At 47.0% G+C, this 26,019-nt stretch carries 23 protein-coding genes and 1 pseudogene; 20 read left to right on the top strand and 4 right to left on the bottom strand.

Annotated elements, in window-relative coordinates; genetic code table 11:
* Nucleotides 1–131: 131 nt before the first annotated feature.
* Nucleotides 132–986, bottom strand: coding sequence for a cupredoxin domain-containing protein (locus MKY59_RS16555; RefSeq protein WP_339272428.1), 855 nt, complete (start codon nucleotides 984–986; stop codon nucleotides 132–134).
* Nucleotides 987–1,257: 271 nt separating this feature from the next.
* Between MKY59_RS16555 and MKY59_RS16550 the strand changes: the two genes are divergently transcribed.
* Complete coding sequence (locus MKY59_RS16550; protein WP_236412622.1) at nucleotides 1,258–2,115, top strand: hypothetical protein; 858 nt, start codon at nucleotides 1,258–1,260, stop codon at nucleotides 2,113–2,115.
* 477 nt (nucleotides 2,116–2,592) lie between these two features.
* On the opposite strand, the gene MKY59_RS16545 is transcribed toward MKY59_RS16550, so the two are convergent.
* Complete coding sequence (locus MKY59_RS16545) at nucleotides 2,593–2,967, bottom strand: hypothetical protein (RefSeq protein ID WP_236412624.1); 375 nt, start codon at nucleotides 2,965–2,967, stop codon at nucleotides 2,593–2,595.
* A gap of 635 nt (nucleotides 2,968–3,602) precedes the next feature.
* Here MKY59_RS16545 and MKY59_RS16540 point away from each other — a divergent pair.
* The 9 genes and pseudogenes from MKY59_RS16540 to MKY59_RS16500 all read left to right on the top strand — a co-directional run bounded on the left by MKY59_RS16540 (nucleotide 3,603) and on the right by MKY59_RS16500 (nucleotide 8,970).
* Nucleotides 3,603–4,187, top strand: coding sequence for a TetR/AcrR family transcriptional regulator (locus tag MKY59_RS16540; RefSeq protein ID WP_236412625.1), 585 nt, complete (start codon nucleotides 3,603–3,605; stop codon nucleotides 4,185–4,187).
* Nucleotides 4,188–4,304: 117 nt separating this feature from the next.
* Nucleotides 4,305–4,718 (top strand): nuclear transport factor 2 family protein, encoded by a 414-nt coding sequence (locus MKY59_RS16535; protein WP_339272426.1) that lies wholly within the window; start codon nucleotides 4,305–4,307, stop codon nucleotides 4,716–4,718.
* 37 nt (nucleotides 4,719–4,755) lie between these two features.
* Nucleotides 4,756–5,640 carry an ergot alkaloid biosynthesis protein gene (locus tag MKY59_RS16530; protein ID WP_339272424.1) on the top strand — a complete coding sequence of 295 codons (885 nt, stop codon included), beginning with the start codon at nucleotides 4,756–4,758 and terminating at the stop codon, nucleotides 5,638–5,640.
* Nucleotides 5,624–5,957: pseudogene (gene csaA / locus MKY59_RS16525) on the top strand (chaperone CsaA). The gene MKY59_RS16530 and the pseudogene csaA overlap by 17 nt, the downstream one beginning before the upstream one ends.
* Nucleotides 5,958–6,123: 166 nt before the next feature.
* Entirely contained in the window at nucleotides 6,124–6,327 is a 204-nt protein-coding gene (locus MKY59_RS16520; protein WP_339272422.1) for a helix-turn-helix transcriptional regulator, read from the top strand.
* Nucleotides 6,324–6,533 (top strand): hypothetical protein, encoded by a 210-nt coding sequence (locus MKY59_RS16515; protein WP_339272419.1) that lies wholly within the window; start codon nucleotides 6,324–6,326, stop codon nucleotides 6,531–6,533. Before MKY59_RS16520 ends, MKY59_RS16515 begins: the two co-directional genes overlap by 4 nt.
* 189 nt (nucleotides 6,534–6,722) lie before the next feature.
* The gene (locus MKY59_RS16510) at nucleotides 6,723–7,328 is read left to right on the top strand and encodes a GNAT family protein (protein WP_339272418.1); all 606 of its coding nucleotides are present in this window, start codon (nucleotides 6,723–6,725) and stop codon (nucleotides 7,326–7,328) included.
* A gap of 93 nt (nucleotides 7,329–7,421) precedes the next feature.
* A complete protein-coding gene (locus tag MKY59_RS16505) occupies nucleotides 7,422–7,610 on the top strand; it encodes a hypothetical protein (RefSeq protein WP_339272417.1) in 189 nt (62 codons plus the stop codon).
* Between the two features lie 148 nt (nucleotides 7,611–7,758).
* A complete protein-coding gene (locus MKY59_RS16500; protein ID WP_339272415.1) occupies nucleotides 7,759–8,970 on the top strand; it encodes a macrolide family glycosyltransferase in 1,212 nt (403 codons plus the stop codon).
* A 169-nt stretch (nucleotides 8,971–9,139) separates the two neighbouring features.
* On the opposite strand, the gene MKY59_RS16495 is transcribed toward MKY59_RS16500, so the two are convergent.
* Nucleotides 9,140–11,383 (bottom strand): alpha-galactosidase, encoded by a 2,244-nt coding sequence (locus MKY59_RS16495; RefSeq protein WP_339272413.1) that lies wholly within the window; start codon nucleotides 11,381–11,383, stop codon nucleotides 9,140–9,142.
* A 126-nt stretch (nucleotides 11,384–11,509) separates the two neighbouring features.
* Nucleotides 11,510–12,514, bottom strand: a complete 1,005-nt coding sequence (locus MKY59_RS16490) for a LacI family DNA-binding transcriptional regulator (protein ID WP_339272412.1) — start codon at nucleotides 12,512–12,514, stop codon at nucleotides 11,510–11,512.
* Nucleotides 12,515–12,693: 179 nt separating this feature from the next.
* Here MKY59_RS16490 and MKY59_RS16485 point away from each other — a divergent pair, with 179 nt between their 5' ends.
* From MKY59_RS16485 to MKY59_RS16440, 10 genes are all read left to right on the top strand, one after another.
* Nucleotides 12,694–14,496 carry a sensor histidine kinase gene (locus MKY59_RS16485; protein ID WP_339272411.1) on the top strand — a complete coding sequence of 601 codons (1,803 nt, stop codon included), beginning with the start codon at nucleotides 12,694–12,696 and terminating at the stop codon, nucleotides 14,494–14,496.
* A 1-nt stretch (nucleotide 14,497) separates the two neighbouring features.
* Nucleotides 14,498–15,604, top strand: a complete 1,107-nt coding sequence (locus MKY59_RS16480) for a response regulator (protein WP_236412643.1) — start codon at nucleotides 14,498–14,500, stop codon at nucleotides 15,602–15,604.
* Between the two features lie 494 nt (nucleotides 15,605–16,098).
* Nucleotides 16,099–17,409: an extracellular solute-binding protein gene (locus MKY59_RS16475; protein WP_339272409.1), complete on the top strand. Its 1,311-nt coding sequence runs from the start codon at nucleotides 16,099–16,101 to the stop codon at nucleotides 17,407–17,409.
* A 69-nt stretch (nucleotides 17,410–17,478) separates the two neighbouring features.
* Complete coding sequence (locus MKY59_RS16470; protein WP_339272407.1) at nucleotides 17,479–18,357, top strand: sugar ABC transporter permease; 879 nt, start codon at nucleotides 17,479–17,481, stop codon at nucleotides 18,355–18,357.
* A 38-nt stretch (nucleotides 18,358–18,395) separates the two neighbouring features.
* Nucleotides 18,396–19,238, top strand: coding sequence for a carbohydrate ABC transporter permease (locus tag MKY59_RS16465; protein ID WP_236412646.1), 843 nt, complete (start codon nucleotides 18,396–18,398; stop codon nucleotides 19,236–19,238).
* A 290-nt stretch (nucleotides 19,239–19,528) separates the two neighbouring features.
* Complete coding sequence (locus tag MKY59_RS16460) at nucleotides 19,529–19,849, top strand: hypothetical protein (RefSeq protein ID WP_339272405.1); 321 nt, start codon at nucleotides 19,529–19,531, stop codon at nucleotides 19,847–19,849.
* A gap of 168 nt (nucleotides 19,850–20,017) precedes the next feature.
* Nucleotides 20,018–20,413 (top strand): hypothetical protein, encoded by a 396-nt coding sequence (locus MKY59_RS16455; RefSeq protein WP_339272403.1) that lies wholly within the window; start codon nucleotides 20,018–20,020, stop codon nucleotides 20,411–20,413.
* A gap of 502 nt (nucleotides 20,414–20,915) precedes the next feature.
* A complete protein-coding gene (locus tag MKY59_RS16450; protein ID WP_339272401.1) occupies nucleotides 20,916–22,484 on the top strand; it encodes a response regulator in 1,569 nt (522 codons plus the stop codon).
* Complete coding sequence (locus tag MKY59_RS16445) at nucleotides 22,481–24,220, top strand: sensor histidine kinase (RefSeq protein WP_339272399.1); 1,740 nt, start codon at nucleotides 22,481–22,483, stop codon at nucleotides 24,218–24,220. Before MKY59_RS16450 ends, MKY59_RS16445 begins: the two co-directional genes overlap by 4 nt.
* 119 nt (nucleotides 24,221–24,339) lie before the next feature.
* Complete coding sequence (locus tag MKY59_RS16440) at nucleotides 24,340–26,001, top strand: ABC transporter substrate-binding protein (RefSeq protein ID WP_339272397.1); 1,662 nt, start codon at nucleotides 24,340–24,342, stop codon at nucleotides 25,999–26,001.
* The last annotated feature ends 18 nt before the right edge of the window (nucleotides 26,002–26,019 follow it).

Genomic DNA, 26,019 nt, shown 5'->3' with positions numbered 1-26,019 from the left:
GAAAACCACGCATTGAATGAAGAGAATGAAGATAGAATATCCTCTCAGGAAACTACACTTCGGCGTTCACCAACATGGAGTTGGGCGGAAAAGGGGGTTAAAAACCTCATCTACAACATCAAAATTTCACGTTATACAACAGTGATCGTTCCATAGTACATATACATGCCACAATTGAAATGATATGTTCCAGGTTTCAAATCATTTAACGTAATGAAGTTATCTCCCTTTTCAAGGTACACATCAATGCCCAGATCCGCGGACTCCACACTTTTTATACAAGTATAGCCTGTTTGTTTTATAAAATTTAATTTTGTAGGAACACCTGCTTGGACTACAATATTGTCTTGGCTAAAACCATTAGATTTGACATCCACTGAAATCACCTTATAGCCTGCATTTTCTTGAGCAGAGCTCTGTTGCTTATTTTGGGAAGAAACTGCTGAGGCTCGATGATCTTGATACTGATTAAAAAGGAGTAAACCGACCGAAACCGTTCCAAAGGCAACCGTTATGATACCTGCAATAAAGGGCACGCTGATCCCGTTACGTTTGGTTTTATGGGTTTCCACTGAATTTGAACTTGTTAATTGAAGAACAACACAAAAGATAAGGATAAACAAGATATCAATAAACAATGCCATGATATAGGTAAAACCAAGCATTGAACCGAGCATGGCCCCCATCATTCCACCCATAATTCCAGCCAACATACCATCCAACGATGCCAGTATGCTCACAGGCTTTCCTGTAAAGTAACCGGTCCCCAAACCGAATAAAATAGCGATAATTGAAGGAACTGCCAAATCATGATCAAACACAATGCCCAGTTGAAAACCAAGGGCAAGACTAGACATCATTCCAATGCTCATGGCAATCATCATTCCAGGCATGCCCGTGATTCTGCTTTTTTGTTTATGGGTGTTCAGAACCATGTATCCGGACAATAACACAATCATTAATATGCTTAATAATGTAAGTACCATTATAAGAAGCCCTCCGATATATATAAATTGATATAATCACTTACTACACATTGTAGTGCATTCGATACATCGAATATAGTTTAAATTCAAAACATTCAGTAATTGTTCATAAAATGATTTGCATTTAAGCAAACGACGCAAACGGCCTTTTGAATGGTTTTCACTTCTTGAGAATCATAATTTTAGAATAAAAAATCATTTGTGTCACAATTGATAGGTTCTTGAGCGTTATATAGGTGTAAAACAAATTACACAATATGGAGGAACCATTATGAAAAAGATGTACAAAGTACTCAGCTCTGTAGCACTGGCAGGAATCATTGGTGCCACTTCTATGGCCTATTCTCAAACACAGGCTAGTGCAGCCAGTGTCGGATCAACGGTTACTGCAGCTGAAAAAAACGCAACAACTGCACCTGCTGCGGCAGTCAAGAAAGTGGAGCAAACATTAAAGAAAATAACGGGCACTGCTTATAAACTTGACAAAGGTGAGTCCTTCGGCGCGAAGGAATGGTCCTATTCCATTAAAAAATCCCCTTATAGCCATGTTATTTTTGATGCAAAAGGAAAAATTAGTAATGCTAACATCAGTACTGACAATCTGACCTACTACATTAATGATGACAAGCTGAGCCACACTTCCGAGTCAATTCAACCGGATGCAGTAGACTCTTCTGTACAAGATGCTGCGGAAGCTGTTTTCGACAAACTGGAAGGTGTGGAACAGGGAGAGCTGGCCGGTGTCTCTCTTATTAAAAAAGGGACTAAACAAGTGTATGAGTTCATGTTCGTGGACGGTGATTTCGGGACGTGGATAGAGATCGACAAAAAAACGCTTGATGTCCAAAGTGTGAACGCCAGAGCATTGGCAGATGATCTGTATGGCAAGGATCAGGATGTTATTGATAAATATGAAAAATCCATCAAAGCACTCACCGAAAAGCAGCTGTTAGCACAAGCTACGGAGCAGGCTAAAAATTGGCTTGGTGTTGATCTGACCGGATACAAAGCAACGAAGGAAGCTTTCCCATCTGACCGCGTTGTTTTTGAGAAAAAAGGAGCCCCTACGATTGTAGGTAACTTCAATTCGGACGGTATGTTCTACTTCATCGCCGTTCAATACCTGTAATACGGAAATCCTTCAACAACTCTCCCATGTGTGCATCATGGACCGATGGCATACTAAAGCACCTTCAAGAGAATGCAACCATATGCTGAGATATGGAAACATCCTTGGAGGTGTTTTTGTGTTGGCACGCGCATCCGGTAAACCGAAGGGCTATTTCTAGATACGCCATCCTTATTGGATGAGACAATAGCGGGCTTGCTTTCACTTCGGGAACAGACGATGGGGTATGGCTTTTCGCAAGGATGAATGAGTAATCATGAAGAGGCTGAAGGATAAGGGATTTGCTCATAAACATGCCATGTGGCCTTTGGACGGTGCGGGCCACGATTTGAGACCTCCTATTATTCTACGACAGGATGGGGAAGCAGGCAGATTTGGTATGGAGGAAGTGCGGCAGAGGAACATATACCGATTAGAGATACATACAAAAAAAGACCCACCTCTGCGGAAGCAGGTGGATCTCCAAGCTATTAATTATTATCTATGCTTTTTAATACGCTTCTTCGCCAATTCAGTAGGTGAGAAGCGATGAGCTGCAACGAGTCGGCCAGATGCGTTTTTACCCCATCCTGACACAAGGACATGTTTGCTGTTTGTAGTATACTCAACTTCAAATTGAACCAAATTAGCCACGTTCAGAACTCGGAAGCTGGAAGCGCCTGGTGCAAGAGTGAAAATAACGGATCTAACCAAAGTTTTTTCACCATTCAAACGGAATAAACGGATACGCACCTTAGCAGTGCTACTTCCGTTATTGACTGCCTTTGCGAAAAAAGTTCTGGATTCTCCCGGAAGTGTCGACAAATTAATAGCATTTTCAACTGGACCAGTAGAGTATCTTACCAATGTCATAGAGATCAACCTCCTCAAAGTGATAAGATATATTATTCTTTTGGCTTCACATGGATTGGGTTAATAGGAAAACAAAATGAAATAGTCTGCTGCTGATTGTCGGAGGACAAGAACAGGGGACTATTCCATGTTAAGAAGACGCAGTGTTTGCCACTTTCTTGTGGTCGGTGTACACATTACGGAAGGGGCAGAGTTTACGAAGTACCTACCATTGGTGAGGATGCCGAACAGAGCCGAGAATTTGCAGGGAGATCCACGTAGTAGAAGATTTATATCGAAGTGAATTGATAGATGAGCACCACATCCGTTGCCTTGTCCATGGCATGCAACCGTACAAAATATGGATACGAAAAGCAAATGTTTTGGAGATATATGAAGTAGATGTTCATTTCCGTTGATTAAAATTGTTTCAAAGAAGGGAAAATCATAAGAGGCGTCACATTTGATTTAGAGATCAGGAAAGGTTTCTGCGCATAGGGCAGGCTGTCATGATCATCAAAAACGCTGCCATGTATCATCGATTCGATTAGAGGCTGGGGAAGGAAGTTTCTCACCTAAATCTGTGTAGATATGTCGTTTTTTTTCTTGACTGTTTAGTCCGAAAAGGATATAATGACGATCAAAGGAGGGTGAAATTGGGAAGAAACAAAGAGTTTGATACGTTGGAAGTACTTCGTAAAGCTATGGAGGTTTTCGGACATTACGGCTATGAGGGAACCTCATTGCCTCAACTGCTGAAAGGACTCGGTATTGCCCGGCAAAGCTTGTATGACACTTATGGTACGAAAAGAGACTTGTTCATCCTTGCTTTGAAGCATTACGTAAATGAAAAGAGCAGCGCAGCCATGAAGTATTTAGCGACCTCTGAATCTGCAAAGCAGGGGATAGCTTATGTATTTCATGAAGCAGCAAAGGTATTAAAGGATAAGAACCGGCAAAAGGAATGCTTTATTATTTTTTCAGCCATTGATCAGATGCCTCATGATATGGAAATTAGATCATTTTTATTGGAGGATTTGAATACGCTGGAAGAAGCCTTTTATGCAGCTTTGGTTCGGGGACAGGAGAATGGAGAAATTGCGAGTGACCGAGACCTTCGAGCTTTGGCTCGTTACTTGAATTTTGCAAGATACTCCTTGATCCAATTGGCCAAAATGACGAGTGACCCCAAGGTTATGGATGATTACGTCACAGTAAGTTTATCTGCCTTAGATCAATAATGAAGCCAACTCATTGCTTCATTATTATTTTTCGGAATTCTAGACTAAACAGTCCGATTCAATTATTTTTTTGCTCATTTCGGACTAAATGGTCTATTAAAAACAGGAGGGATGAATATGACAAGCGAAAATGTTCTGCATGCCCAGGCAACCGAAATGCTAAAGGTGTTTCAAAGCAGCTTAGTAACGGAGGATTTCGAAAAATGGTTCACGCTATTTAGTGAAGATGCCGTCGTTGAGTTTCCTTATGCTCCCGCGGGTTATACTCAAAGGCTGGTTGGTATTGAAGAGATTCGTAACTATATTTATGAACTGTTCAAGCGAATGAGGATTCTCTCTTTCTCATCTCCAGACCTGCTTGTAACCAAAGATAAAATTGTTGCCGAGTATACATGCAATGCAGTAATGACAGAAACAGAAAGACCGTATCGGCAGTCGTATATCTCCGTGTTCCACTTAAAGGATGGGAAGATAACGCTTTTTAAGGATTATTGGAATCCGGCGGTTTTACTTGAAGCAGCACAAGATTAAGTTTTTAAATCGACATGTAAAAGGAGATAAAATCAAAATGATGAATCATGGAAAAATACTTATTACAGGCGGCACAGGAAAGACGGGAAAAAGAATTGCGGAAAGGCTGGATCAACAGGGGTATTCCTTTACCATTGCCATGAGAAATGCAGAAGCCATTACAGATCCGGAGAAACAAGTCCATTTCGACTGGTACGACAGTTCGACGTTTCTTCCTGCTCTGTATCATGTTGAACGCGTTTATTTGGTGGCACCCGTGGGCGATCCGGAACCCATTAAAGTTATGAAGCCATTTATTCAAACGGCTTTGGAGCAGGGAGTACGCCGGTTTGTATTTCTTAGCAGTGCATCCATCCCGGAGGAAGGTTCGGTATTTGGCCCTGTTCATCGATTACTGAAGCAATCGGTTCCGGAATGGACCGTACTCAGGCCTTCCTATTTCATGCAAAATTTTACCGAAGGTCAGCATGCAACAACCATCTCGCAGCAGGATTTGATCATTAGCGCAGCAGGGGAAGGCAAGATTGGTTTTGTGGCAGCCGAAGATATCGCAGAAGTCGCTTATAGAGCACTTACTGATGAGGATGCACATAATACGGAGCATATCATTACGGGACCCGATTCTCTTTCATATGATGACGTTAGTCGAATGATTAGTGAAGTAACGGGTAGAAAGATTACACACCAGTCAATATCCGACGATGAATTGATCCGCAGCTGGCTAGCAGCAGGGATGAGTAAGGAATATGCCGAGATCATGACCGGACTCGACCGTAAAATTCGCGAGGAAGGAGCGGAAGATCGAATTACGGATACTGTAATGAGAGTGACTGGGAATGCGCCTGTCTCCTTCCAACAATTTGCAGAGAGACACGCAGAAGTCTGGATGCGGGGAGAAATTGCGTATGGCAGCATTGGATGATTTTCTAAAACACTGCATCTTCGTGTAGGCACAGTTATTAGTGCTGAATTTTTTGCAAAGCCAAAGTCCCGGCGATCAAAACGGAAATTGACTTTGGCGCAGAAATGGGCATCAGGTCTTCCAGCGCACAAATTACAAAAAGATATACAGCTGAAGATGTCGTTGGAAAACAGATTGTGGGTGTCGTCAATGTTCCACCGCGCCGGATCGCGGGATTCAAGTCGGAAGTTTTGGTTCTAGGCGGACTGCCAGAACAGGGGGATGTTGTGCTGTTGAAGCCAGACATTCATATCCCTAACGGGACGAAAATCGGATAATTCAAAGAAAGCAGCTGATCCATGTGATCGGCTGCTTTTGTTCATAGCGGGCAGTTTAGTGCAATAAGCTCTATTCAAAATGTAAAAACAATTTGACACAAAAGTCCAAATGGCTTACCCTTTAAAATGTAAAAAGGTTTTTACATATAGAGAAGGTGATCACTTATTGAAGAATAAGATTAGGGATATTAGAAAAAGGATGAAGCTATCTCAAGAGGATCTGGCCATTAAATGTGGCGTTACAAGACAAACGATTAATGCCATAGAAAATGATAAATATGACCCTACATTGACCCTAGCGTTCAAATTATCAGTGCAATTGGGCACCACCGTTGACCAATTATTTACTTACGAGGAGGACTCTAAATGAAACTGCGAAGAGCTGATGAAATGGAACAATTTCAAAATGATAAATCTGCTAAAAACACGTACATATTTTTTACTTTGGCGTTGTTGGTTTGGTCATTAATCAATTTAATCTCGAAAGGTAAAACGGGCTGGGAGTTTACTATTTTGCTGATCGGAAATGCAATTTTCTTTTGGTCAAGAGTCTTCTACAAAAGGAAAATGAAATAAATGAGTTGATCATTGCGATTGACTGTTTTTGTTCAAACGAATGGGCAGACAAGTTTAATGAAACAGCAAACCAGCGAGTATTTCGAACGTTTATTATAAATGAATATAGTGGACCAAAAAATTTTTACGGATTGTCCCTTCTCACTTCGTTACTTTGTATCTATATTATATATAAGTAGACGGAGGAGAGTGGTTATCCTGCAAGAAAATACGAATTTCGTTCTAGAAGGGAACATAGTTACACTCGTTCCGATGGAAGATAGCCACAAGGCGGAATTAATCAGAGTCTTGATGTCTCCAAATGTATGGGAATACACCTGGCGAACGATGAATACAACGGAAGAACTGGATCAAGTGCTGACAGATGCATTGGCGAACAAAAACAAAGGAACACAGCTCCCCTTCACCATTTTTGACCAAGCTTCAGGAGAGATCATTGGAACCACTCGAATAGGCGAACTGGATATGATTAATAGAAATGCTGAGATTGGATGGACATGGCTCTCACCGGACTATTGGAGGACAGGTGTCAATACGGAGTGCAAATTCCTTCTGCTGCGGCATTGCTTTGAAGAATTGAATCTAATACGCGTGCAATTCTCCGTGAGTGGACAAAATATTCGATCACAACGGTCAATCGAACGAATTGGAGCTGTAAAGGAAGGAGTTTTCCGTAAGCATAGAGTAAAGGCCGACGGATCCATTCATGATAATGTTTTTTACAGCATAATAGACACCGATTGGGTGGATGTAAAAGAAAAACTTCTTTTTTTATTATCAAAGAAATACTCATAACTTCCAAAATGCCCACTGATGTCGCTAAATTAGCGACTTTTTGGTATGAACGTTACAAGTTCTTGACCTGAGTCAAGGACAAGAGCTTGTAACGTGCCGAAAGAAAGAGAGGAAAATGTCCGCCATCTCCAATTCGTAGATTCCTTCTATGTGGCATTGAGCATCGGTACAGGCGGTGCGCTGATCTCCTTGGCGGAAACAGTGCAGTGGGGTATATCAGCGGGGGTTTTGATGGTTTTAGCGCTTCAATTATTGTTTGTTTTGTTAAGTTTCCTGGCATGATCCTTATGAATCACAGAACTCGTTCATCAAGAACATCATCCGATAAGCCACGCGAAGGAGAATCTTCCCATATAACAAATAACGGTTCGTCGTTAAAATCCATCACGAAGAACGGGGGAAATTATTATTTTATAGGGAGGTAAACCAGATGGCACGTGTGTTAGTTGTCATTACTCCGGCTGAAGGCCATGTGAATCCGTCATTAGGATTAGTTACTCAGTTGATTGACCATGGCGAGGAAGTTGTCTATGTGTGTTCTGAGGAGTACCGTTCCCGAATTGAACAAACCGGAGCCCAATTACTTACCTATCCATTTCCTCAAGATGCCTTCTCTCATGACCCGGTATTGAAACCTCAGGAGTACAAACATCCTTATCAGTTCATTTATATGATGGCAGGCGGTATCATTCGAAAAATCGTCCCTGAGGTACTTCGAGTGATTGAACATCAAAAGTTCGATTATATGATCTTTGATTCCCTGATAGGCTGGGGAGGGACTATTCTTGCAGAAAAGCTGGGAATTCCTGCGGTGTGTTCGATCGCCTCCTTTGCTTTTGTAGAACCTCTAGGGGCTGGCCAAGGATCGAATGACAAGGAGACGGATAGCGGGGGACTGTATGAGGCCACGAGGAAGATAATTCGTGAGTTAGCTCAAGAGTTTCAAGTGAAGGTTCCAGCGCTGGAAGAGATTCCGTCACATGCAGGTCGGTTAAAGCTCGTATATACAAGCCGTTATTTTCAGCCGCAGGCAGATAAGCTGGACGATAGTTTTATTTTTACGGGTCCTTCGATCATACCGCGCCCAGATGCACCGACCTTCTCGTTCAAGCTGCTTCGTGAACGTTATCCGCAAACGGTGTACATTTCCATGGGCACCATTTTAAATAAGGATCTGGATTTCTATCGGCTTTGTTTTGAAGCCTTGGGAGATTTGCCGGTGAATGTTGTTCTATCTTCTGGAAAATACACGGATATGGAGCCGCTGGCTGATCGGATTCCTGACAATTTTATCGTCAAACCATACATTGCACAGCTCGATATGCTGCAGCATACGGATGTTTTTATTACACATGCGGGGATGAACAGTGCGAGTGAAGCCCTTTATTACAACGTGCCATTGGTGATGATTCCATTAACTTCGGACCAGCCTCTTGTCGCCAAACGGGTACAGGAGTTGGGAGGGGGCATCACTTTAAACAAACATGCTCTAAGCGCAACAGATTTGAGAGCGGCATTAACAGAAGTTTTGAGCAATCCGCGCTACAAGCAGCAGGCTTACCTTATCGGCGAATCTTTACGGCATGCCGGCGGTTTCAAGCGGGCCGCCGAGATAATCAAAAGCCATTTTGCTAAAGTATAACGACGAAAAAAGCAGCCAGTTATCGAGGGGGGGACCCTCTTTAACTGGCTGCTTGCATATACATATGCGATGAAGCTGGCGCACTTATATTGTTTCTTCGTTACCCTGCCGGCTAGCTGCTTTACTGTATTTCTTTAATGAACATTAGCTCAAATAACAGCGTATTCAGTTACTCCACAGTCCGCAGACGGAAGGTCTGGCTGGCGAAATCGCCTTGGAGATCTGAGATGACGAGACCGATCCGCATCAGCTGATCGCCACCGAAGCTCTGTCCGCCAAAGGCTTGTCGGAATGGGGATGTTTCATTGCCAGCAGCATCAGTGCCTGATTCGATTCGATATTTCTTGTTCGGGTCGAGTCCTTTGAGCTTCAGACGCCGAATCGGTCCATTGGCCTCGGCCAGCACACGGAAGAAGGCCACGAATGCCTCCGACTGATCCTCGTTCACGAACATCCAGGCCGTATTGCCGCGTCCCTCGAACGGGCTGAGCAGTCTGTGCATATCCCCCTGCTGTACCAGAGAACGGATCTCCTTGTATTGGGCGACCTGTCTTGCTGCCAGAGCCTTATCCTCCGCGGATAGTGCGGTCAGATCAAGCTCATAGCCGAAATTTCCGCTCATGGCCACGTCGCCGCGCATGGTAAGGGAGGTGGTACGGTGTACTTGATGGTTCGGTACATTCGATACATGCGCACCCATCGTACTGACCGGGTAGACGATGCTCGTACCGTATTGGATCGCCAATCGCTCGATAGCGTCCGTATCATCGCTGGTCCAGGTTTGCGGCATATAGTGCAGCATACCTGGGTCGAAGCGGCCGCCACCACCTGAGCAGCTTTCGAACAGAATGTGCGGGAAGCTGGTGATCAGGCGTTCCAGCAGATCATATAGTCCAAGGATATACCGATGAGCCGTCTCCTGCTGCCGCTCACGGGAGGCAGACGCCGAGGCCACCTCCGTCATGTTCCGATTCATATCCCACTTCACGTAAGTGATCGGGGCCGAGGAAAATACGGCGCTTAGCGTGTCGTACAGATAATCGCATACTTCCTTGCGTGACAGATCAAGCACAAGCTGGGAACGGGCTTCCGTACGACGGCGGCCCTTGGCATGCAGGCACCAGTCTGGATGCTTGCGGTACAGCTCACTTTCTGGCGAGATCATCTCCGGCTCGACCCACAGGCCGAACTGCATGCCTTTATCATTGACGCGTTTGGCCAGATCAGCTAGACCGCCCGGCAGCTTGCGTCGATCCTCGAACCAGTCCCCAAGAGAGCTGTCATCATTATCACGCTTGCCAAACCACCCGTCGTCAAGGACGAAGAGCTCAATGCCGAGTGGACTGGCTTCCTTCGCGATCGCTTCGATCTTGTCAGCATCGAAATTGAAGTAGGTCGCCTCCCAGTTATTGATTAGAATCGGACGCACCTCGTCCCTAAAGTTGCCGCGGCATAGACGAGTCCGGTACAGGCGGTGATAGGTACGAGACATGCCTCCCAGCCCTTGATCGGAATACACCATCACGACTTCAGGCGTTTGGAACGACTCTCCGGGCGCAAGCTGCCACGAAAAATCAAACGGATTGATTCCGATGCTGACCCGGGTCTGTCCGAATTGTTCAACTTCGGCTTGTGCGACAAAATTGCCGCTGTACACCAGGCTGAAGCCGTATACATCGCCAAGATCCTCAGTGGCGTCCGGACGGAGCAGGGCGAGGAATGGGTTCATCTGGTGGCTGCTGGAGCCGCGGCGGCTGTCCAGACGCAAGGCGCCAGGACCGAGCTCTTTCCGCTGAATATGGCGCTCGCGTACCCAGGCACCCGACAGATAGAGAGCCTCGTACTCGGAGTCGCTGAAATCTACGGATGCACTCATGGCTTCTTCGAGGTGAAGTGCAGCCTTGCCCTCATGTTCAAATAAAGTGGAGCGTGCAATCGCACTATGATTGGCAAAAACGGTGTACAGCAAAGTTGCCTTAAGGCCTGAATAATCATCCTTAAGATACAGGTGGAGCGTCGTAGCTTCCTCATCCGTTTCTGCATAGACAGCAGGAAGTCCTGTCAGCTTGGGCTTTCCAGGGACGATGCGGTAGCCGCTGTATTTCAGCTCGGTAATTCTGCTGCCATCCTCCAGCTTCACTTGGTAAGCGGGCTGACGGAAGTCACTGGTGCCGAATTGCGGATATTCCTGAGGCAGCGTGTCCAGTGAGATCGTACGATTCGCAGGTATCGGATTCGGAGAGAACGAGCAGCGCTCCCGCAGCTCCAGAATGTGCCCCAGACTGGCATCGTGGTTCAGTTGCGCACCCCAATACAGATGGGCAGGATAGCCTTCAATGATTTGGAACAGATAGCTGCTGTCTTTGGACTGCAAATGAAACAGGCCTAGTGTCTCGTCTACATGGATATTCATCAGATTCACTCCCGGGTTCAAAATGATTTGTTGCCCGATCAGGCTTATAGCCGTCGGTACTTGAAGTTCAAATGTGTGTGACCATTATTCTCCTGCAGCAATAATAATGTCATCGTGCCGTGCGGATCACCCGGGATTCGCTTCAAGCGTCCTAGGGCGAGAACTTTCTCTTACAATAAGCTTGGTTCCGATCACACTATGCGCCGGGGCTTCCCGCCCTTCAAGTCGCTCGGAGAGCAGCTGTACGGCGGCGCGGCCCATTTGCTCGGGATAGGCTCGGATGGTAGTGAGCGCAGGCTGCAGGTAAGCGGCCATCTCAATGTCATCGAAACCGACGACAGCCATATCCTGCGGTACCTGCAGCCCGTGCCCGTGAAGCGCGCGCAGCACGCCGACGGCGAGCGGATCGCTGGCGGCGAATACAGCCGTAGGCCGCTCCGACTCTGCCAGCAGCTCATTCATCATGCGGTATCCATCAGCACTGCTCCAAGCTCCTACACGAACAAGCTCCGGGTTGAAGAATCCTCGCTCCTCCATGAATTTCTTGAAATAGTGGGCCCGTCGTTCTCCAGTGCTCTCGCCGCCGATGAAGGCGATGCGTTGATGTCCAAGCTCCAGTAGATGGCCCAGAGCCTGATCGACCGCTTGGCGAAAATGTACCCGCACCGTATCATAGTCCATTAGTTCCTGATACTGATCGACCAGGACGATAGCCTCCTTGTTGATCGGGACCGATGTGATTTCTTCCGGGTTGACGCCACCGACTACGATGAGTCCGTCGGCAGGCTGCAGCTGGGCTATGGAGAGGCGTCCTCGCAAGGTCTGGCCCAGTGTTAGCCCGAGCTCCTCGCAGCGCATCTCGATTCCGCGCCGGATGGAAGCATAGTAAGGATCGTCACGCTCCTCCTCAATGGAGCACCAGAGCAGCAGCGAGACCGTTTTGCCGGCACGCTGCATGTTCCGCTTGAGCTGTCCGAGCCGTTTGGGCTTATATTGGAGCTGTTCCGCAATGGCGAATATATTGCTTCTGGTATCCTCGCTCACGGACAGAGACAGGTCATTATTGAGAACTCTGGATACGGTTGCGGCGGATACGCCGGCTTGCCGGGCAATGTCCTTGATCGTTGCCAACTGCGCTCACACCTTTTAGTTAATAATTTTACTAAAACAGTATCTTGAGCCTATCACACTCTACAAGCGATTTCAATAACCGCTTACATCTTCCCCGGCTTTCTAGCATTTTCTATCTACTCTTCTGTGGAGGAGTTGTGTTAACATGATGAGTATTCTTCGAATTGCGGGGGCGAATCATGTACAAGTACTTGTCTTTGGCACATCAATGGTTCGGGCGGCTGCGCTTCAAGAGCAAGGTCATTGCCCTGTTTCTTCCCTTAATCATGTTATCATTGGTTATTCTTGGTGCCGGATCGAGCCAAATCTTCAGCCGCTCCTTGATTGAGCGGACAACCAGCAATGTGATGGACGAATCTCAACTGATTTTGTCTAGAACCGATTACATTTTCAGCAGTGTAGAGACCGCCGCGAATATTATGGTCACGAATATTAACCGTTTGTATGAATCGAATGGCGGGTCTCCGGAATCCACGGTCGAGAAGACGCGTTTTGCGAATCTGATGCAGAGCCGCCTGTCCATAGATGTATCGATCTTCAAGGAGGTAGACGGAGCTGTATTCGTGGATCGCAGCGGGAACATATACTCCTCCTATGACGAGAAAGGGGATGCCGAGCGTATCCGCAAGCTGGTGGTTAGCGGTCAGGAGTTGGACAGCTATGGGCGTGCGAGCTGGATCGACATGGAACGCAGAGACATGCTGACACAGGACCCGGCCTCTCCGATTCTGACGCTCCGCAAGACGGTCATTCACATCGACAATGGGGAAGTATACGGGACCTTGTTCCTGCTGGTGAAGGAGGAGCGGTTATCTGCATATCTGAAATCCAGTGATGCATCCACGCCGAAAGCCTACTATTTTCTCGATAGGGGCAACCAGGTGGTCGTAGCTGAAGATCATGCGCAGCTGATGCAACCGATTAGCTCCGAGCTGGTGCTGTCCATGCAGTCTTGCGCCGGTCACTCTTCCGCTGCAGCGTGCTCGTTCCAGGAGAACGGTAATCTGATTACAGTAGTCAATTACGACCGGATGAACTGGAAGCTCGTGAATGTTGTGTCCCTGAATTTGCTTATGGCAGATGTACGCAAGAATGTCGGATTAACCGCAGCGATTGGCGTGTTCTGCCTGGTATTCTCCTGGCTGGGTGCGAGCTTTCTGTCCCGAATGGTCGTCAGTCCGCTGGAGCAGCTGACTGGGGCGATGCGAAAGGTAGTGAACGGGGATATACATACCGTAGCGCATGTACGTTCCGAGGATGAGATCGGTACGATTGCCGAGGCCTTTAACTATATGGTTAGACGGGTGCGGGAGCTGCTCGACACAGTCAGGCAGGAGCAGAATCGCAAGCGTGAATTTGAGCTCGCCTTGATGAGCGCACAGATCAAGCCCCATTTTCTATACAACACGCTGGATACCATCTATGCGCTGAATGAGCTGGACCGTCATGATGAAGCGAGAGATACGACCAAGGCGTTGGCTGATTTTTACCGGACGGCCTTGAATAAAGGACGAGAGCTCATCCTTCTGGAGAAGGAGACGGAGCTGACGGACGACTATCTGACGATTCTGCAGATCCGCTATCCTGATGTATTCCGTTACGAGATTGACATTCCGTCTGAGCTGGCGGGCACCCCGATTCCGAAGCTGTCGCTTCAGCCTCTGGTGGAGAATGCGATTTATCATGGGTTGAAGGCCAAAGGCATCAAGGGCTTCATCCGTATATCCGCCTTCAGTCAGAACGGCAAGGTCATCATCCGGGTAGAGGATAACGGGGTAGGGATGGAGGCCGCACAGGTAGAAGCTATTATGTCACGGGATTCATCCGAGTCGGTTACGCGTTCGATCGGTACGTATAGTGTTCAGCAACGGTTGAATTTGTATTTTGGAGAGGAATACGGAATTATGGTGCATAGCGTTCCCGGAGAGGGGACAAGGGTCGAGCTGTCTTTGCCGATGCTGAAAAAGGGAAGTGAGGCATAGCGTGTATAAAGTGATGATTGTTGATGACGAGCCGTTATTTCGTGATTTTCTGCGTCTGAAAATGGACTGGGAACGTCATGGCTTCCAGGTCTGCTGTGAGGCGAGAAATGGACAAGAGGCGCTCCAGGAAGCAGAGAAGCACAAACCGCACCTGGCACTGGTCGATATTAATATGCCGTTCATGGACGGGATTGAACTGGCGCAGCGGCTCAAGGTTCGGTTCGAGCGGATGGCGATTGTATTCATTTCCGGGCATAACGAGTTCGAATATTTGCAAAAAGCGGTGCGCACAGGCGTTCAGGATTATTTGCTTAAGCCCTTTAATGCAGAAGAGATGAGCGCGATGCTGACACGGATTGGGCCGGATCTGCCGAAGCTGCCGATTGCAGAGAAGCGCGGTGAATCTGGGGAGTCTATGGAAAGTACTGGTGGCGTCCGGGCTGTAGCGCCCGATCTTGGAAGCCTGCGCGATGCGGTCGTCCTGGGACTGCTCATGAAGGACAGCGAGTGTCTGGAGGAGGTCCGCAGAGCTCTGCGACAGCTCCGAATGCATGAATGGGGAGACGAGTATGCGGATGCGACATTGATGGGGATTTTGTCCCTGGCTCTGACCTTTGCGAGTGAACGGGGCATGGGCTATGATCGGCTATGGGATCACCGGGATGTGATCTCTCCTTATGATCATTTGCGAGGGCTTGGAAGCTGGGAGGCCGCCGAGGAGTGGCTGGTATCGCTATACCATCGCCTGATTCGGTTGATGGAGCAAATCCGCCCGACGAAGGCCTCGAGCCTGTTCGCTGCGGCCATTCATTATATCCAGGAGCACTATTCAGACCCAGACCTGTCTGCAGAGCAGGTATCCGCCGGAGTATTCGTCGACCCCAGCTATCTGCGGCGCGTCTTCCGCAAGGAATCCGGCTTCTCGATCGTGGATCATATTACACATATTCGGATGAAGAAGGCTAAGGAGCTAATGCTGGAGGGCAACCGCAAGCTGTACGAAATCGCGGAGAGCGTCGGCTATAGCGACCCGAATTATTTCAGCAAGTCCTTTAAAAAATGCTTTGGCATGACGCCGACCGAATATGAGCAGATCAAGAAGAGATAGCTGCAAATAATCGTCTGTACTTTTTATAATATATAGATTGAACCGGAAATTTACACGATTACCAAGAGGGCAGAAAGAATCTGGAGAAGCGAAGCGGTCGCTTAAAAGCTTTCTGTAAGAAAGCTGCATCGGAAGCATAGGCTGATCACCGGATGTTCCCCTTGAAAAAGGGGATCAAAGAAATCTGGGGATAACAGCGATCGGAAGATGGTGCTGACCCGCGTAGTGTCTCTGTGTAAAAATCATTGGTTCAACCCATATAGTATTTATAAAAGTAAGCCATAAATTACGATCATAGAGAGCAGCTATTCTTCGGTATTGAAGGATGGCTGCTCTTCCTTTCAAGGCATTTCATGAACGACCTGCCGGGATTTGTCCCGTTTTTTACAGATAGTGCCCGTTTTGTTCCTTAAAGAACCATGTCCGTGTTGATTATACTATAGCTACATCAATGAAAACGCAGTCAATTGAGAGCTGCACAGGGAGGCCATGAAATGAAAGTACGGAATCACAAACGTTTGAAGGCAGCATTGCTAACGCTTACAATGTCATTGGTTTTGGCTGCTTGCGGGAGCACGGAATCCTCTTCTCCGGAAGCATCGAATCCATCCGGCGATGGGACAATCAAACTGAAGGTGTATGCCCAGCATTTTGATGATGACACGTCCAAGCCGTTCGATTATGCGGTGGAAAAGCTCAAAGAGGAAATGCCGAATGTAGAAATTGAGCTGGAGGCTGCGGTCCAGGATGGCTATCAGAAGCTGAAGACTTATGCGGCAACGGGCAATATGCCTGATATCTATTTTACAGACTGGTCGACGCTGCAGACGATGGCAAAATCCAAAAATGTCGAGCTGCTGGATGACTATGAAGCTACCACGAAATTCAAGCAGAATCTGAATCCGGGCGTAGAATCCCGTCTGGTAGCGCCGGACAATCATGTATACGCTTATCCCGATACGGGAATCGAGTTCCAGATCCTCTATTACAACAAATCGATCTTCGAACAGGTTGGCATCCAGACACCGATCAAGACCATTGATCAGATGGCCGAGGCTGCGCAGAAGCTGAAGGCTGCCGGCTATGTGCCGATGTCCATATTTGCGAAGGAAAAGTGGATTACGACCGCCTTCTATAACGGTCTGGTGACCCGCGAGCAGCCGCAAGGCTTTGGTGCGTTGGGTCAAGAGGGCATGAAACAGCTGCCTGACGCTTTCGTGACTGCCGCTCAGCAGATGAAGAAGCTGCAGCAAGCGGGATTATTCGATGCGAATGCAACGAATACCAACTATGATCAGGCGTCCTCCTTGTTCTATCAAGGCAAAGCCGCCATGTTCGTAAATGGCCAATGGGAGATTTACAGTTCGCAGGAGAAGCTGGGAGATCAGGTGGACTGGATGTATTGGCCAGCCAAGGACGAGGCTACCTATGAGAAATCCAAGTATTTCATCAACGGGGCGGGAGCTCCGCAAGGGTATGCCGTATATCCAGGCAGCAAGAACAAAGATACAGCGGTCGAAGTCGCAGCTTTCTTGGCGGCTAAGTCTGCCGAATACCGTTACACGCAGCTGGGCAGCCCAATCGTTTCGCCTAAGGTTGACCTGCCGATCGCTTCGGATGTTCCTGCCATGATGCAGCGTGTAGCAACCGATCTTCTGCCGAATGCAGAGAATTACGCACAGCTGTTAAGTAATACGGCGATTACGAATGCCATCAATGACGGCACACAGTTTCTACTGGTGGATAGCTACACGCCAGAGGAATTCATCGAAAGTCTAAATCGTGTGCTGGATAAAGAGAACTAGGAACCCGGCAGCCCTTGGTGATTTTTCATCAAGGGGTGCTCTGATAGACAGAAAGGGTGGAAGAAAAACATGAATAAATATTTGGGTAACAAGACAGCACTGACTCTGTTTTTGCTGCCAGCACTGCTGATATACAGTATTGTTATAATCTATCCCGTACTTCAGACCGTAGTTCGCAGCTTTTATGATTGGGACGGACTGAGCACACCCGAGTTCTCGGGACTCAGCAACTATATCGAGCTGTTCAATGATCCGCTGCTTATGACCTCGCTGAAGAACGGGGGCATTTTCGCCCTTGTGCTCGTTGTCTTCCAGATTGGGCTCGGTACGATCCTTGCTCTGATCTGCGCCGATCCCCGTACTCGTGGTCGAAAATTGTTGAAGACCGCCTACTTTATTCCCGTTGTGCTGTCGGTTACGGTTGTATGCCAGCTATGGATTGCGATGTACGATCCGACCAACGGACTCATTAACCGCCTGTTCACGTTGCTGCATATTCCGTATCAGCAGAACTGGCTCAATTCTCCGACGGAATCCATTATTGCGATTGCCTTTGTCAATGCCTGGCAGTTCATGGGCTACCAATTCGCGCTTCTATATGCAGGGGTGAAATCCATTCCGGAGGATTACTTCGAGGCGGCCACAATCGACGGCTGCAGCAAATGGAAGGCACATCTATACGTCACCCTGCCTTTGATGAGAGAGACCTACAAGTTCTGCTTCATCATTGCTATTACTTCAGGGATCGGTGCGTTCGTACAGATGCTGATCATGACCAACGGAGGTCCAGGTACCGTTAACTATACCCTCACCTTCATGATCTATCGCTATGCCTTCATGGAGAGTAATTATGGCTATGCATGCGCTGTATCCGTGGTGCTGGTGCTGCTCTCGCTGCTAGCTACCGTAATCATCAACAAGGTATTTGACCGTGGACAACAAGCCTAATCGCATGAATGCAACTAGACATGTAAAGGAGAACGGAAATGAGTACAACGGCTCTGCGCAAAATCGGACAAGCTGTCCTGCAGCTACCGCTGTGGCTGTACCTGATCGTATCAATCTACCCGCTATTCTGGATGATTTCCTATTCATTGAAGAACAATGATGAGATATTTGTGACCAATCCGTTTGGATTGCCCACCACCTTTCGATTTGAGAATTATATCAACGCCTGGCAGCAATTCAATATCCCGCGGTATTTCATGAACAGCTTCGTGGTATCGACGATCTCCACCTTACTGATTATGCTGCTGGCTCTGATGTTTGCTTTTGCCGTGGCCCGTATGAAATGGCGCTTCAACTCGCTGGCGCGGACGTACATGATTATCGGCATGTTCATGCCGTTGCAGGTCATCATGATTCCCCTTGCGCTGCTGGTACGTGATTTTCACCTGACCAATACCTATGGAGCCTTGATTCTGCCTTATGTAGCTATTGGACTCCCATTCTCTACGATGGTGTTCTATGGCTTCCTGATGGCGATTCCGAAGGAGATTGAAGAAGCGGCTTGTATGGACGGAGCCACCATTTATCGTCTATTTCTCAGTATCATTGTACCGTTGGCACTTCCAGCGATTGCGACCGTGGCTATTTTTCAATTCCTAAATAACTGGAATGAGTTCACGCTTGCCTACATTCTGATCTCGGATGAGAATATGAAAACGCTGCCGCTTGGTCTGTTATTCTTTCAGGGTTCTTACAGTACAGATTGGGGAGCCATGGGAGCTGTCATGACCATTGCATCTCTGCCGATGGTGCTTGTCTATCTTTTCTTGAGTGAGCAGGTCGAGCGTGCGATGACAGTAGGCTCGGCAGTGAAGGGCTGAATAGAGACGATCCACTGATCTGATGACCGACCTTTGGTGCTACTTACGGCTCGATAGTGGAGTATTTGTACCGGAATTTGGATGATGTAGTGCCACTTGAACATGGAATTAAGAAGGTTTGTTTGTCCCCGCAATGGTCCCTTTGTCTCCCAAGGTCCAGCTTTTATGACGACAGCGCAAAGAGAGTGGGAGATTAAGGTAGGGAATATATAATAGGCATGAATCCTCCTCATTTGACTGGTGATTTATGTATACATTAGAATAGTCATAACCAGTAGGTGGAATTTGAGGTGATCAGCGTGAGTATATTAAGATACAGTTATCCCACGATGTTAAAAAGAAGCAAAAGCTTGTCTTATCGACAGCAAGTTACTTCAATGACAACGGTACTAATGAATTTTTTGGCAGAGCACAAGTTAATAGTTATAGAACCTTTCCATGAGGATGGCTCGCTCAAAGACGATTTGGTGCTGCGAAGCTCAGATTTAACCGATTTAGGAAATGAATTCTTCAAAGAGGTTTTTCCCAAGTGGTCTGCGTATATTGATCGCGGCGGAGATATTCAGCAAACAACCATTCTATTAAAGGGATTGAATAAACTGCAAATGTAGTTCTTACCATTATACAAGCGAATAATTGCAACAAAGGACGGCAGAGCTTAGCTCGGCGGTCTTTTTGTTGTTCACCAATCAGAGATATTTCATAATACAAGGTTTACAAAAACTTGTTGTTGTATAATCATGGTAAAACAGATATATAAAAGTGAGGAGCGAGAGAGTTTGCAAAGAAAAATCAAAAGCAACCTTTTTTACCTAGCTGCAGGAATTTATCTAGGAATTGCCGTAGTAGCATTTATTCCATGGATTCAAATGAGCTCGAAAATAACGGCATACACTAGTATCATCGCATTACTAATAACCATCTATGACTCTTCGAAGGTCAGCCTTAGAATAACCTCAACAAAAGGGAATTTACGAAAGCAAAAAGTCCAATATGTATTTATGTTGGTTATGAAGGTATTAATGATCATTTCGCCATTCGCCCTCTTGTTTTGGATTAATTACGAGAATGATGAAGACGTCATAGCAAGAATAAGTAATTATGTAACTTTTGCTGCTATTGGTATCGTTTTTTTTACTAGAGGAATGGAAGTAAAGGAACAAAACGAAAAATGATTGAAACAAAGAATGCTTTGGTAAGGAGAATCATGATCAACAGCAGTTTACTTATAGTCGTCAGATGAAAGGTCTATGACTGCTGCCATGATGAAGCAAAGAGGGGACGAAACAGATCGATATTCTGCTTCGTTCCTTTTGCTTTGTCTTTTTGTCGTGCCCCATCATTAACTGATCTATGCTAACGAACTGAGGTGAAGCTATTTGGTGCAATTTCGCCTATTTGAAAATGTAACGAATCTGAGACACGTTATACTTGCTTTTGGGCGTGAATCGGTTGTCATTTCGCGCAATCAATAGGACGATTCGTGCAATGAATTTACAGGCAACAATCTATAAACTGTAAACCAGCTGGCACATTGAATCAGAGAATGCAAACGCTTTCCGATAAGGCGTTTCTGAACCAAATTCCAAACTTTGCAATGCAGGAGCTGTGTCGGATTCGGCAGAGGTAATAACGATGCCTTCGGTTTATTTTTTGGTTAGGGAAGGGGACGATTGAATGTTGAAGGTATTGCTGGTGGATGATGAGATGTTTGTTCGAAAAGGAATGCATGAACTGATTGACTGGCATGGACTCGGCATGGAGATCGCCGGAGAAGCGGAGAACGGTCTCGAAGCACTGGACAGGGCAGAGTGTCTGCAGCCGGATGTAATTATTACCGATATTCGTATGCCTGTTCTGGATGGGTTGGAACTGATTCGCTCCGTGGTGAAGTCACCGAACCTGGAACCCGTATTCATCATTATTAGCGGTTATCACGACTTCAAGTATGCGCAGCAGGCTATTCGGTACGGGGTTCAGGATTATATTCTGAAACCGATCGATGAGGAAGAAATGACAGCAACGCTGCAAAAAGCGGGGAACCTGATCCGTACGAAACGCAAACATGTTTTTTTGCCAGAGGAACAGGCCAGCAGCCTGATGCTGGAGAACATGATCAAAGGCCAGGTGCATAAGGCGGAAGAGCATCGATATGCCGAGATGCTTGGAATAGGTCATCAGGCTAGTTTGATGATTGCGCTGATTGAACCGCAGCAGGGTTTGGAAGTGAGAACAGTGACTCTTCAACAACTTCGCGAATGTCTTCATCCATTGGAGGAGGATGGTTTCAGTATCTTCGTCATGGAGGAGCAGCGCGGCAGATTTGGTCTGATGCTGTTATGGAAGGGACAAATTTCGAAACGTCATGTGGAAGACAAACTGCATGCCATCCACAAGGAACTGAGCGAACATTTACATGCAGATTCGGGTTTCTATGCAGGCACACTTGTACATGAAATATGCGAAATTCCGAGGTCTTATGAGGAAGCGGCAGAGGCGGCCAAGCACAAATATGCAGAACAAGGAGGTTTTGTGCGGTATACGGATATCAGGGACAAGTCTCTTTATGTGTTTAATGTGAATCAGGAAGATGTTGACCCCTTAATCCTGAGTCTGGAGGAACGGAACCGCTCTGCGTGCCTTGCGATTGTAAATGACATGTTTGAGCTTTTTCATGCTCGTCGCTTTTCCCCTCAAGCGGTAACCGGCTCTCTGCTGCGCTGTATTACGGGAATATTGGCGGTCGTTCATGAGATGGGTGGAACCGACGCGGGGCTTCAGCGGTTGAAGACATTGGCAGAACAAAGTCATGAGGGTTGGAGCTTGCAACTGCTGAAGGAAGCTTTTCTGGCAGCCCTGAAGGAGGCAGAGGGGTACATCACACAGCTGCGGATGGAGCAATCCAAAGGGGATATCAGCAGGATTAAGCGATACATTGATGCCCATTATACCGAGAACATCAGTCTCAAAAGCATTGCGGCCCTGTTTTATATGAATCCGGTCTACTTGGGCCGTCTGTTTCGCAAAAGCTACGATCAATATTTCAATGAATATTTGCTGAACCTGCGCATCCAGGAGGCGAAAAAGCTGCTTCGTCAAACGGATCTGAGAATGTATGAGGTCGCCGCCCGCGTAGGGTTCCAGAACGCCGATTATTTTGTGACCCAGTTCGAGAAGATCGTCAAGATGTCACCCACAGCCTACCGTAATCTGCTGAAGGAAAATGGACAGCGAGGTGTCCAATGATCCGGTGGAATCTGAATTACATGAAACTTCGGGACAAGCTGCTGCTCATGTATGTGCTGTCTGTTTTTATTCCCATCGTGGTTACCAATGTAGTTTTCTATCAAGTAACCACGGCGAATATCCGCAGTCAGAAAACGCGTGACGCTGGTGTCGCCATGAACAATCTGAGGAATGACCTGCGCGTTACGGTTGATCAGGCAGTGGCCTTATCGTATTCGTTCTATGCCGATCCTGTGTTTAACGATACATTGTCCCGGTCGTTTGGCAGTCATTTTGAATATATTCAGGCCTACAATACATATTTGAAAGGGGAATTTTCAGGACAGCTCAGCCAGGGAATTCGCTGGTACCAGGTATACACCGATAATCCAACCATCTTATCCTCAGGGTACATTGAACGGCTGACGGCGGCTGTGCGCAAAACGAACTGGTATGAGCAATTTCGGGCATACTCTGCCCCTTATCCGGCATTGATTGCCACGGACCAGACACTCAGCCTTGTTCAGCGACTCGATAATCTGGATACGGGAGGTATCGAACAATTGTTGAAAATAGACTTCAATATGGATGTCATCAAGGAACATTTTCGCAACAGTGGTTTTGACGGAAGCGTGTACCTGGTAGATCCGGAAGGGCATATCCGCTTTTCCAATGGCCCTGACACGCAGGGAAACCGGATTGGGGAGCTGTACAGCAAGATTCATTTTCCGAACCAGACGATTCGGTTTGAAAGCATCTATTCCGGTATTAACTACCTGGAAGGCTGGTCGCTGCAAGGCGTTATGGATGAAGAGATTGTCCTGCGGGAGGTTCGAAAATCTCGTTCCTCTGTTGTCTGGCTGGCCTGTATTAATTTTGTATTGCCTTCGATCATCATTGCAGCGATGTCCAGATCCATTCATGTCAGACTGGTACGCATTCTGAAACATATGAAAAAAGTAAAAACGCAGAATTTTCAGACCATCCCTCCTGAGAATGCGAGAGACGAGATTGGTCAGCTTACGACGGAATTCAACCGGATGACCGAGACGATTCGCAGCTTGATCGATGAGGTGTACCTGGCGGACATTCAGAAGAAAGATCTGGAACTTAAACAGCAGCAGGCACAGCTTCATGCGCTTCACAGTCAGATTAATCCTCATTTTCTGTTCAATACGCTCGAATCCGTGCGGATGCGGAGCCTGATCAAAGGCGAGAAGGAAACAGCCAAAATCGTACATCATATGGCTAAAATGTTCAGGAAATCGATCAGCTGGAACCAGCAGCATGTGACGGTGAAGGAAGAGCTGGAACTGATCGACAGCTTTTTGCAGATTCAGCAGTATCGTTTTGGCGAAAAGCTTCAGTACCGGATTGAGGCAGCCCCTGCGGTGATTATGGTTCGAATTCCAAAGATGGTTATTCTTCCGTTTGTAGAAAATGCGAGCATTCACGGGATTGAGTCCACGCCGGGTCAAGGTCTGATTCAGCTCTCCGTATCCGCAGAAGATGATCATCTTCACATATGCCTCGAAGATAACGGGATCGGCATGTCTTCATCCAGGCTGGAAGAGCTGCTAAAGTATCTGGATCAGAACACGGATATGGGGGAACATGTCGGCATGAAGAATGCATATAGCCGCTTGAGACTGTGTTACGGTGACTGCTTCACGTTCTCCATTCACAGTCGGGAAGGTGAAGGGACACAGATCCGGATCAAGCTGCCGCTGAATGAAAGGTGCATGCGTGGTGACTGAGGGGACAATATACTTTTCTAAGCAGAAGGTACACTTTCATGGGTAACATTGTAAGCGCTATCTTGATATATTGAGGATGCTTCACGATACGAAGGTCGTCAAAGGGGGGCATCTACCACATGTTTAGAAAGAAATCTTTGTTCACAGGTCTGGTTATCTTGCTCGCATTAACGCTCGCTGGCTGCAACAAAGCCAGTCCGGAGGCAACGTCTCCAGACAGCGAGGACAATACGCCGGTTACGTTCAAGTATTTTACATTTGGCGGGGGAAAGAAGGACATTCTGGCAAGCAGCACCACGATCGGCCAGAAGCTTCAGGAACAAACGGGTGTGGATTGGAAGATGGAGTACCTGGTAGGTGACAGTGCAACCAAGGCAGGTGTCATGATTGCCAGTGGTGATTATCCGGACATTATTGATTCCAGTGGAGAGATGGCGAAGCTGATGGATGCAGGTGCATTTATTCCACTGGATGAGCTGATTGAGCAATACGGACCGAATATCAAGCGTGTATATGGTCCCTACATGGACAAGTTTAGGCAGGAAGATGGTCAGATTTACTTCTTCCCGTACACAGCCAACATCGGATATGTATCAGAACCCAATTTTCAGACGGGATTTTACATTCAGCGTGCGGTGTTGAAAGAGTTCGATTATCCCCAAATCCGCACTCTGGACGAATACTTCGACTTGATTGAGCGTTACAAGCAGAAGTATCCGCAGATGGACGGCAAGGACACGATTGGCTTCGCCACACTTGCAGGTGAACCAAGCAGCTTCTTCACCCTGCAAAATCCGGCCATGCATCTGGCAGGTTACCCGAATGATGGCAGTGTGATGGTGGATATGCAGAGCCATGAAGCGAAACTCGTAGCCGGGTCTGATTATCAGAAACAATGGATTCAGAAGTTGAACGAGGTGAACGCACAAGGCATGTTCGATCCGGAATCCTTTACGATGAACCGGGATCAGTATCTGGCCAAACTGACTTCCGGGCGGGTGCTTGGATATTTCAGTTATTCCTGGCAGGTGGGTGACGCAACAAGCAATCTCAAAAAGGCTGGAATCGATGACAAGCGTTACGTGGCGCTGCCGATCGTGTTCGATGAGACTGTCAAAGACCAGTATATCGATCCGCCGGGCTTTGTGAACAACTATGGTGTAGGCATAACCGTCAAGGCCAAGGACCCAGTACGAATCATCAAGTATTTTGACAATTTGCTCAAGGAAGAAAATCAGATTCTGGTACAGTGGGGCATTCAGGATCAAACGTATAGCGTGAATGAAGAAGGGCGCTTTTATTATGAAAATGACGAGCAGCGCAAATACCATGAAGATCCGGAACTTAGCCAGAAGTTTGGATTCGACTATTTCAACTACAGTTGGCCGCGATACGGCAATAACTCCTTGCTGAAGGACGGGAATGCTTATGGCCCAGGCAATCAGCCCGAAGTGGCTACCTTCAGCTACACGGACGGCGACAAGCTGCTGCTGGAAAAGTATGGCGTAGAGACGTTTGCCGAGCTGTTCAGCACACCGGATGAACGCCCTTGGTCCCCTGCATGGTCCATTGCGTTGGAGCAGGGTTCACCTGAACAGATTTTCATTACGAAGGCAGATGATCTTCAGAAAAAATTCCTGCCCAAAATGATCATGGAATCGCCTACGGCGTTTGAAAATACTTGGAATGATTACATGGGCCAGTTGAATCAATTGGACAAGAAAACGTACGAGGCTACAATTACACAGGCTGTAAAGGACCGGGTAGCAGGAAAGTGGTAATGCATATCGATTGAGATT

This window comes from Paenibacillus sp. FSL W8-0426 (assembly GCF_037969725.1).
In the GTDB taxonomy this organism is placed as follows: Bacteria; Bacillota; Bacilli; order Paenibacillales; family Paenibacillaceae; genus Paenibacillus; species Paenibacillus hubeiensis.
Note: the sequence above shows the minus strand (reverse complement) of the source record. Positions and strands in the feature narration are given on the sequence as shown.

Coding starts and splice junctions, on each gene's coding strand:
- MKY59_RS16555 (WP_339272428.1), bottom strand. CDS start 986: ATGGTACTTACATTATTAAGCATATTAATGATTGTGTTATTGTCCGGA.
- MKY59_RS16550 (WP_236412622.1), top strand. CDS start 1,258: ATGAAAAAGATGTACAAAGTACTCAGCTCTGTAGCACTGGCAGGAATC.
- MKY59_RS16545 (WP_236412624.1), bottom strand. CDS start 2,967: ATGACATTGGTAAGATACTCTACTGGTCCAGTTGAAAATGCTATTAAT.
- MKY59_RS16535 (WP_339272426.1), top strand. CDS start 4,305: ATGACAAGCGAAAATGTTCTGCATGCCCAGGCAACCGAAATGCTAAAG.
- MKY59_RS16530 (WP_339272424.1), top strand. CDS start 4,756: ATGATGAATCATGGAAAAATACTTATTACAGGCGGCACAGGAAAGACG.
- MKY59_RS16515 (WP_339272419.1), top strand. CDS start 6,324: ATGAAACTGCGAAGAGCTGATGAAATGGAACAATTTCAAAATGATAAA.
- MKY59_RS16500 (WP_339272415.1), top strand. CDS start 7,759: ATGGCACGTGTGTTAGTTGTCATTACTCCGGCTGAAGGCCATGTGAAT.
- MKY59_RS16495 (WP_339272413.1), bottom strand. CDS start 11,383: ATGAATATCCATGTAGACGAGACACTAGGCCTGTTTCATTTGCAGTCC.
- MKY59_RS16485 (WP_339272411.1), top strand. CDS start 12,694: ATGTACAAGTACTTGTCTTTGGCACATCAATGGTTCGGGCGGCTGCGC.
- MKY59_RS16475 (WP_339272409.1), top strand. CDS start 16,099: ATGAAAGTACGGAATCACAAACGTTTGAAGGCAGCATTGCTAACGCTT.
- MKY59_RS16470 (WP_339272407.1), top strand. CDS start 17,479: ATGAATAAATATTTGGGTAACAAGACAGCACTGACTCTGTTTTTGCTG.
- MKY59_RS16465 (WP_236412646.1), top strand. CDS start 18,396: ATGAGTACAACGGCTCTGCGCAAAATCGGACAAGCTGTCCTGCAGCTA.
- MKY59_RS16450 (WP_339272401.1), top strand. CDS start 20,916: ATGTTGAAGGTATTGCTGGTGGATGATGAGATGTTTGTTCGAAAAGGA.
- MKY59_RS16445 (WP_339272399.1), top strand. CDS start 22,481: ATGATCCGGTGGAATCTGAATTACATGAAACTTCGGGACAAGCTGCTG.
- MKY59_RS16440 (WP_339272397.1), top strand. CDS start 24,340: ATGTTTAGAAAGAAATCTTTGTTCACAGGTCTGGTTATCTTGCTCGCA.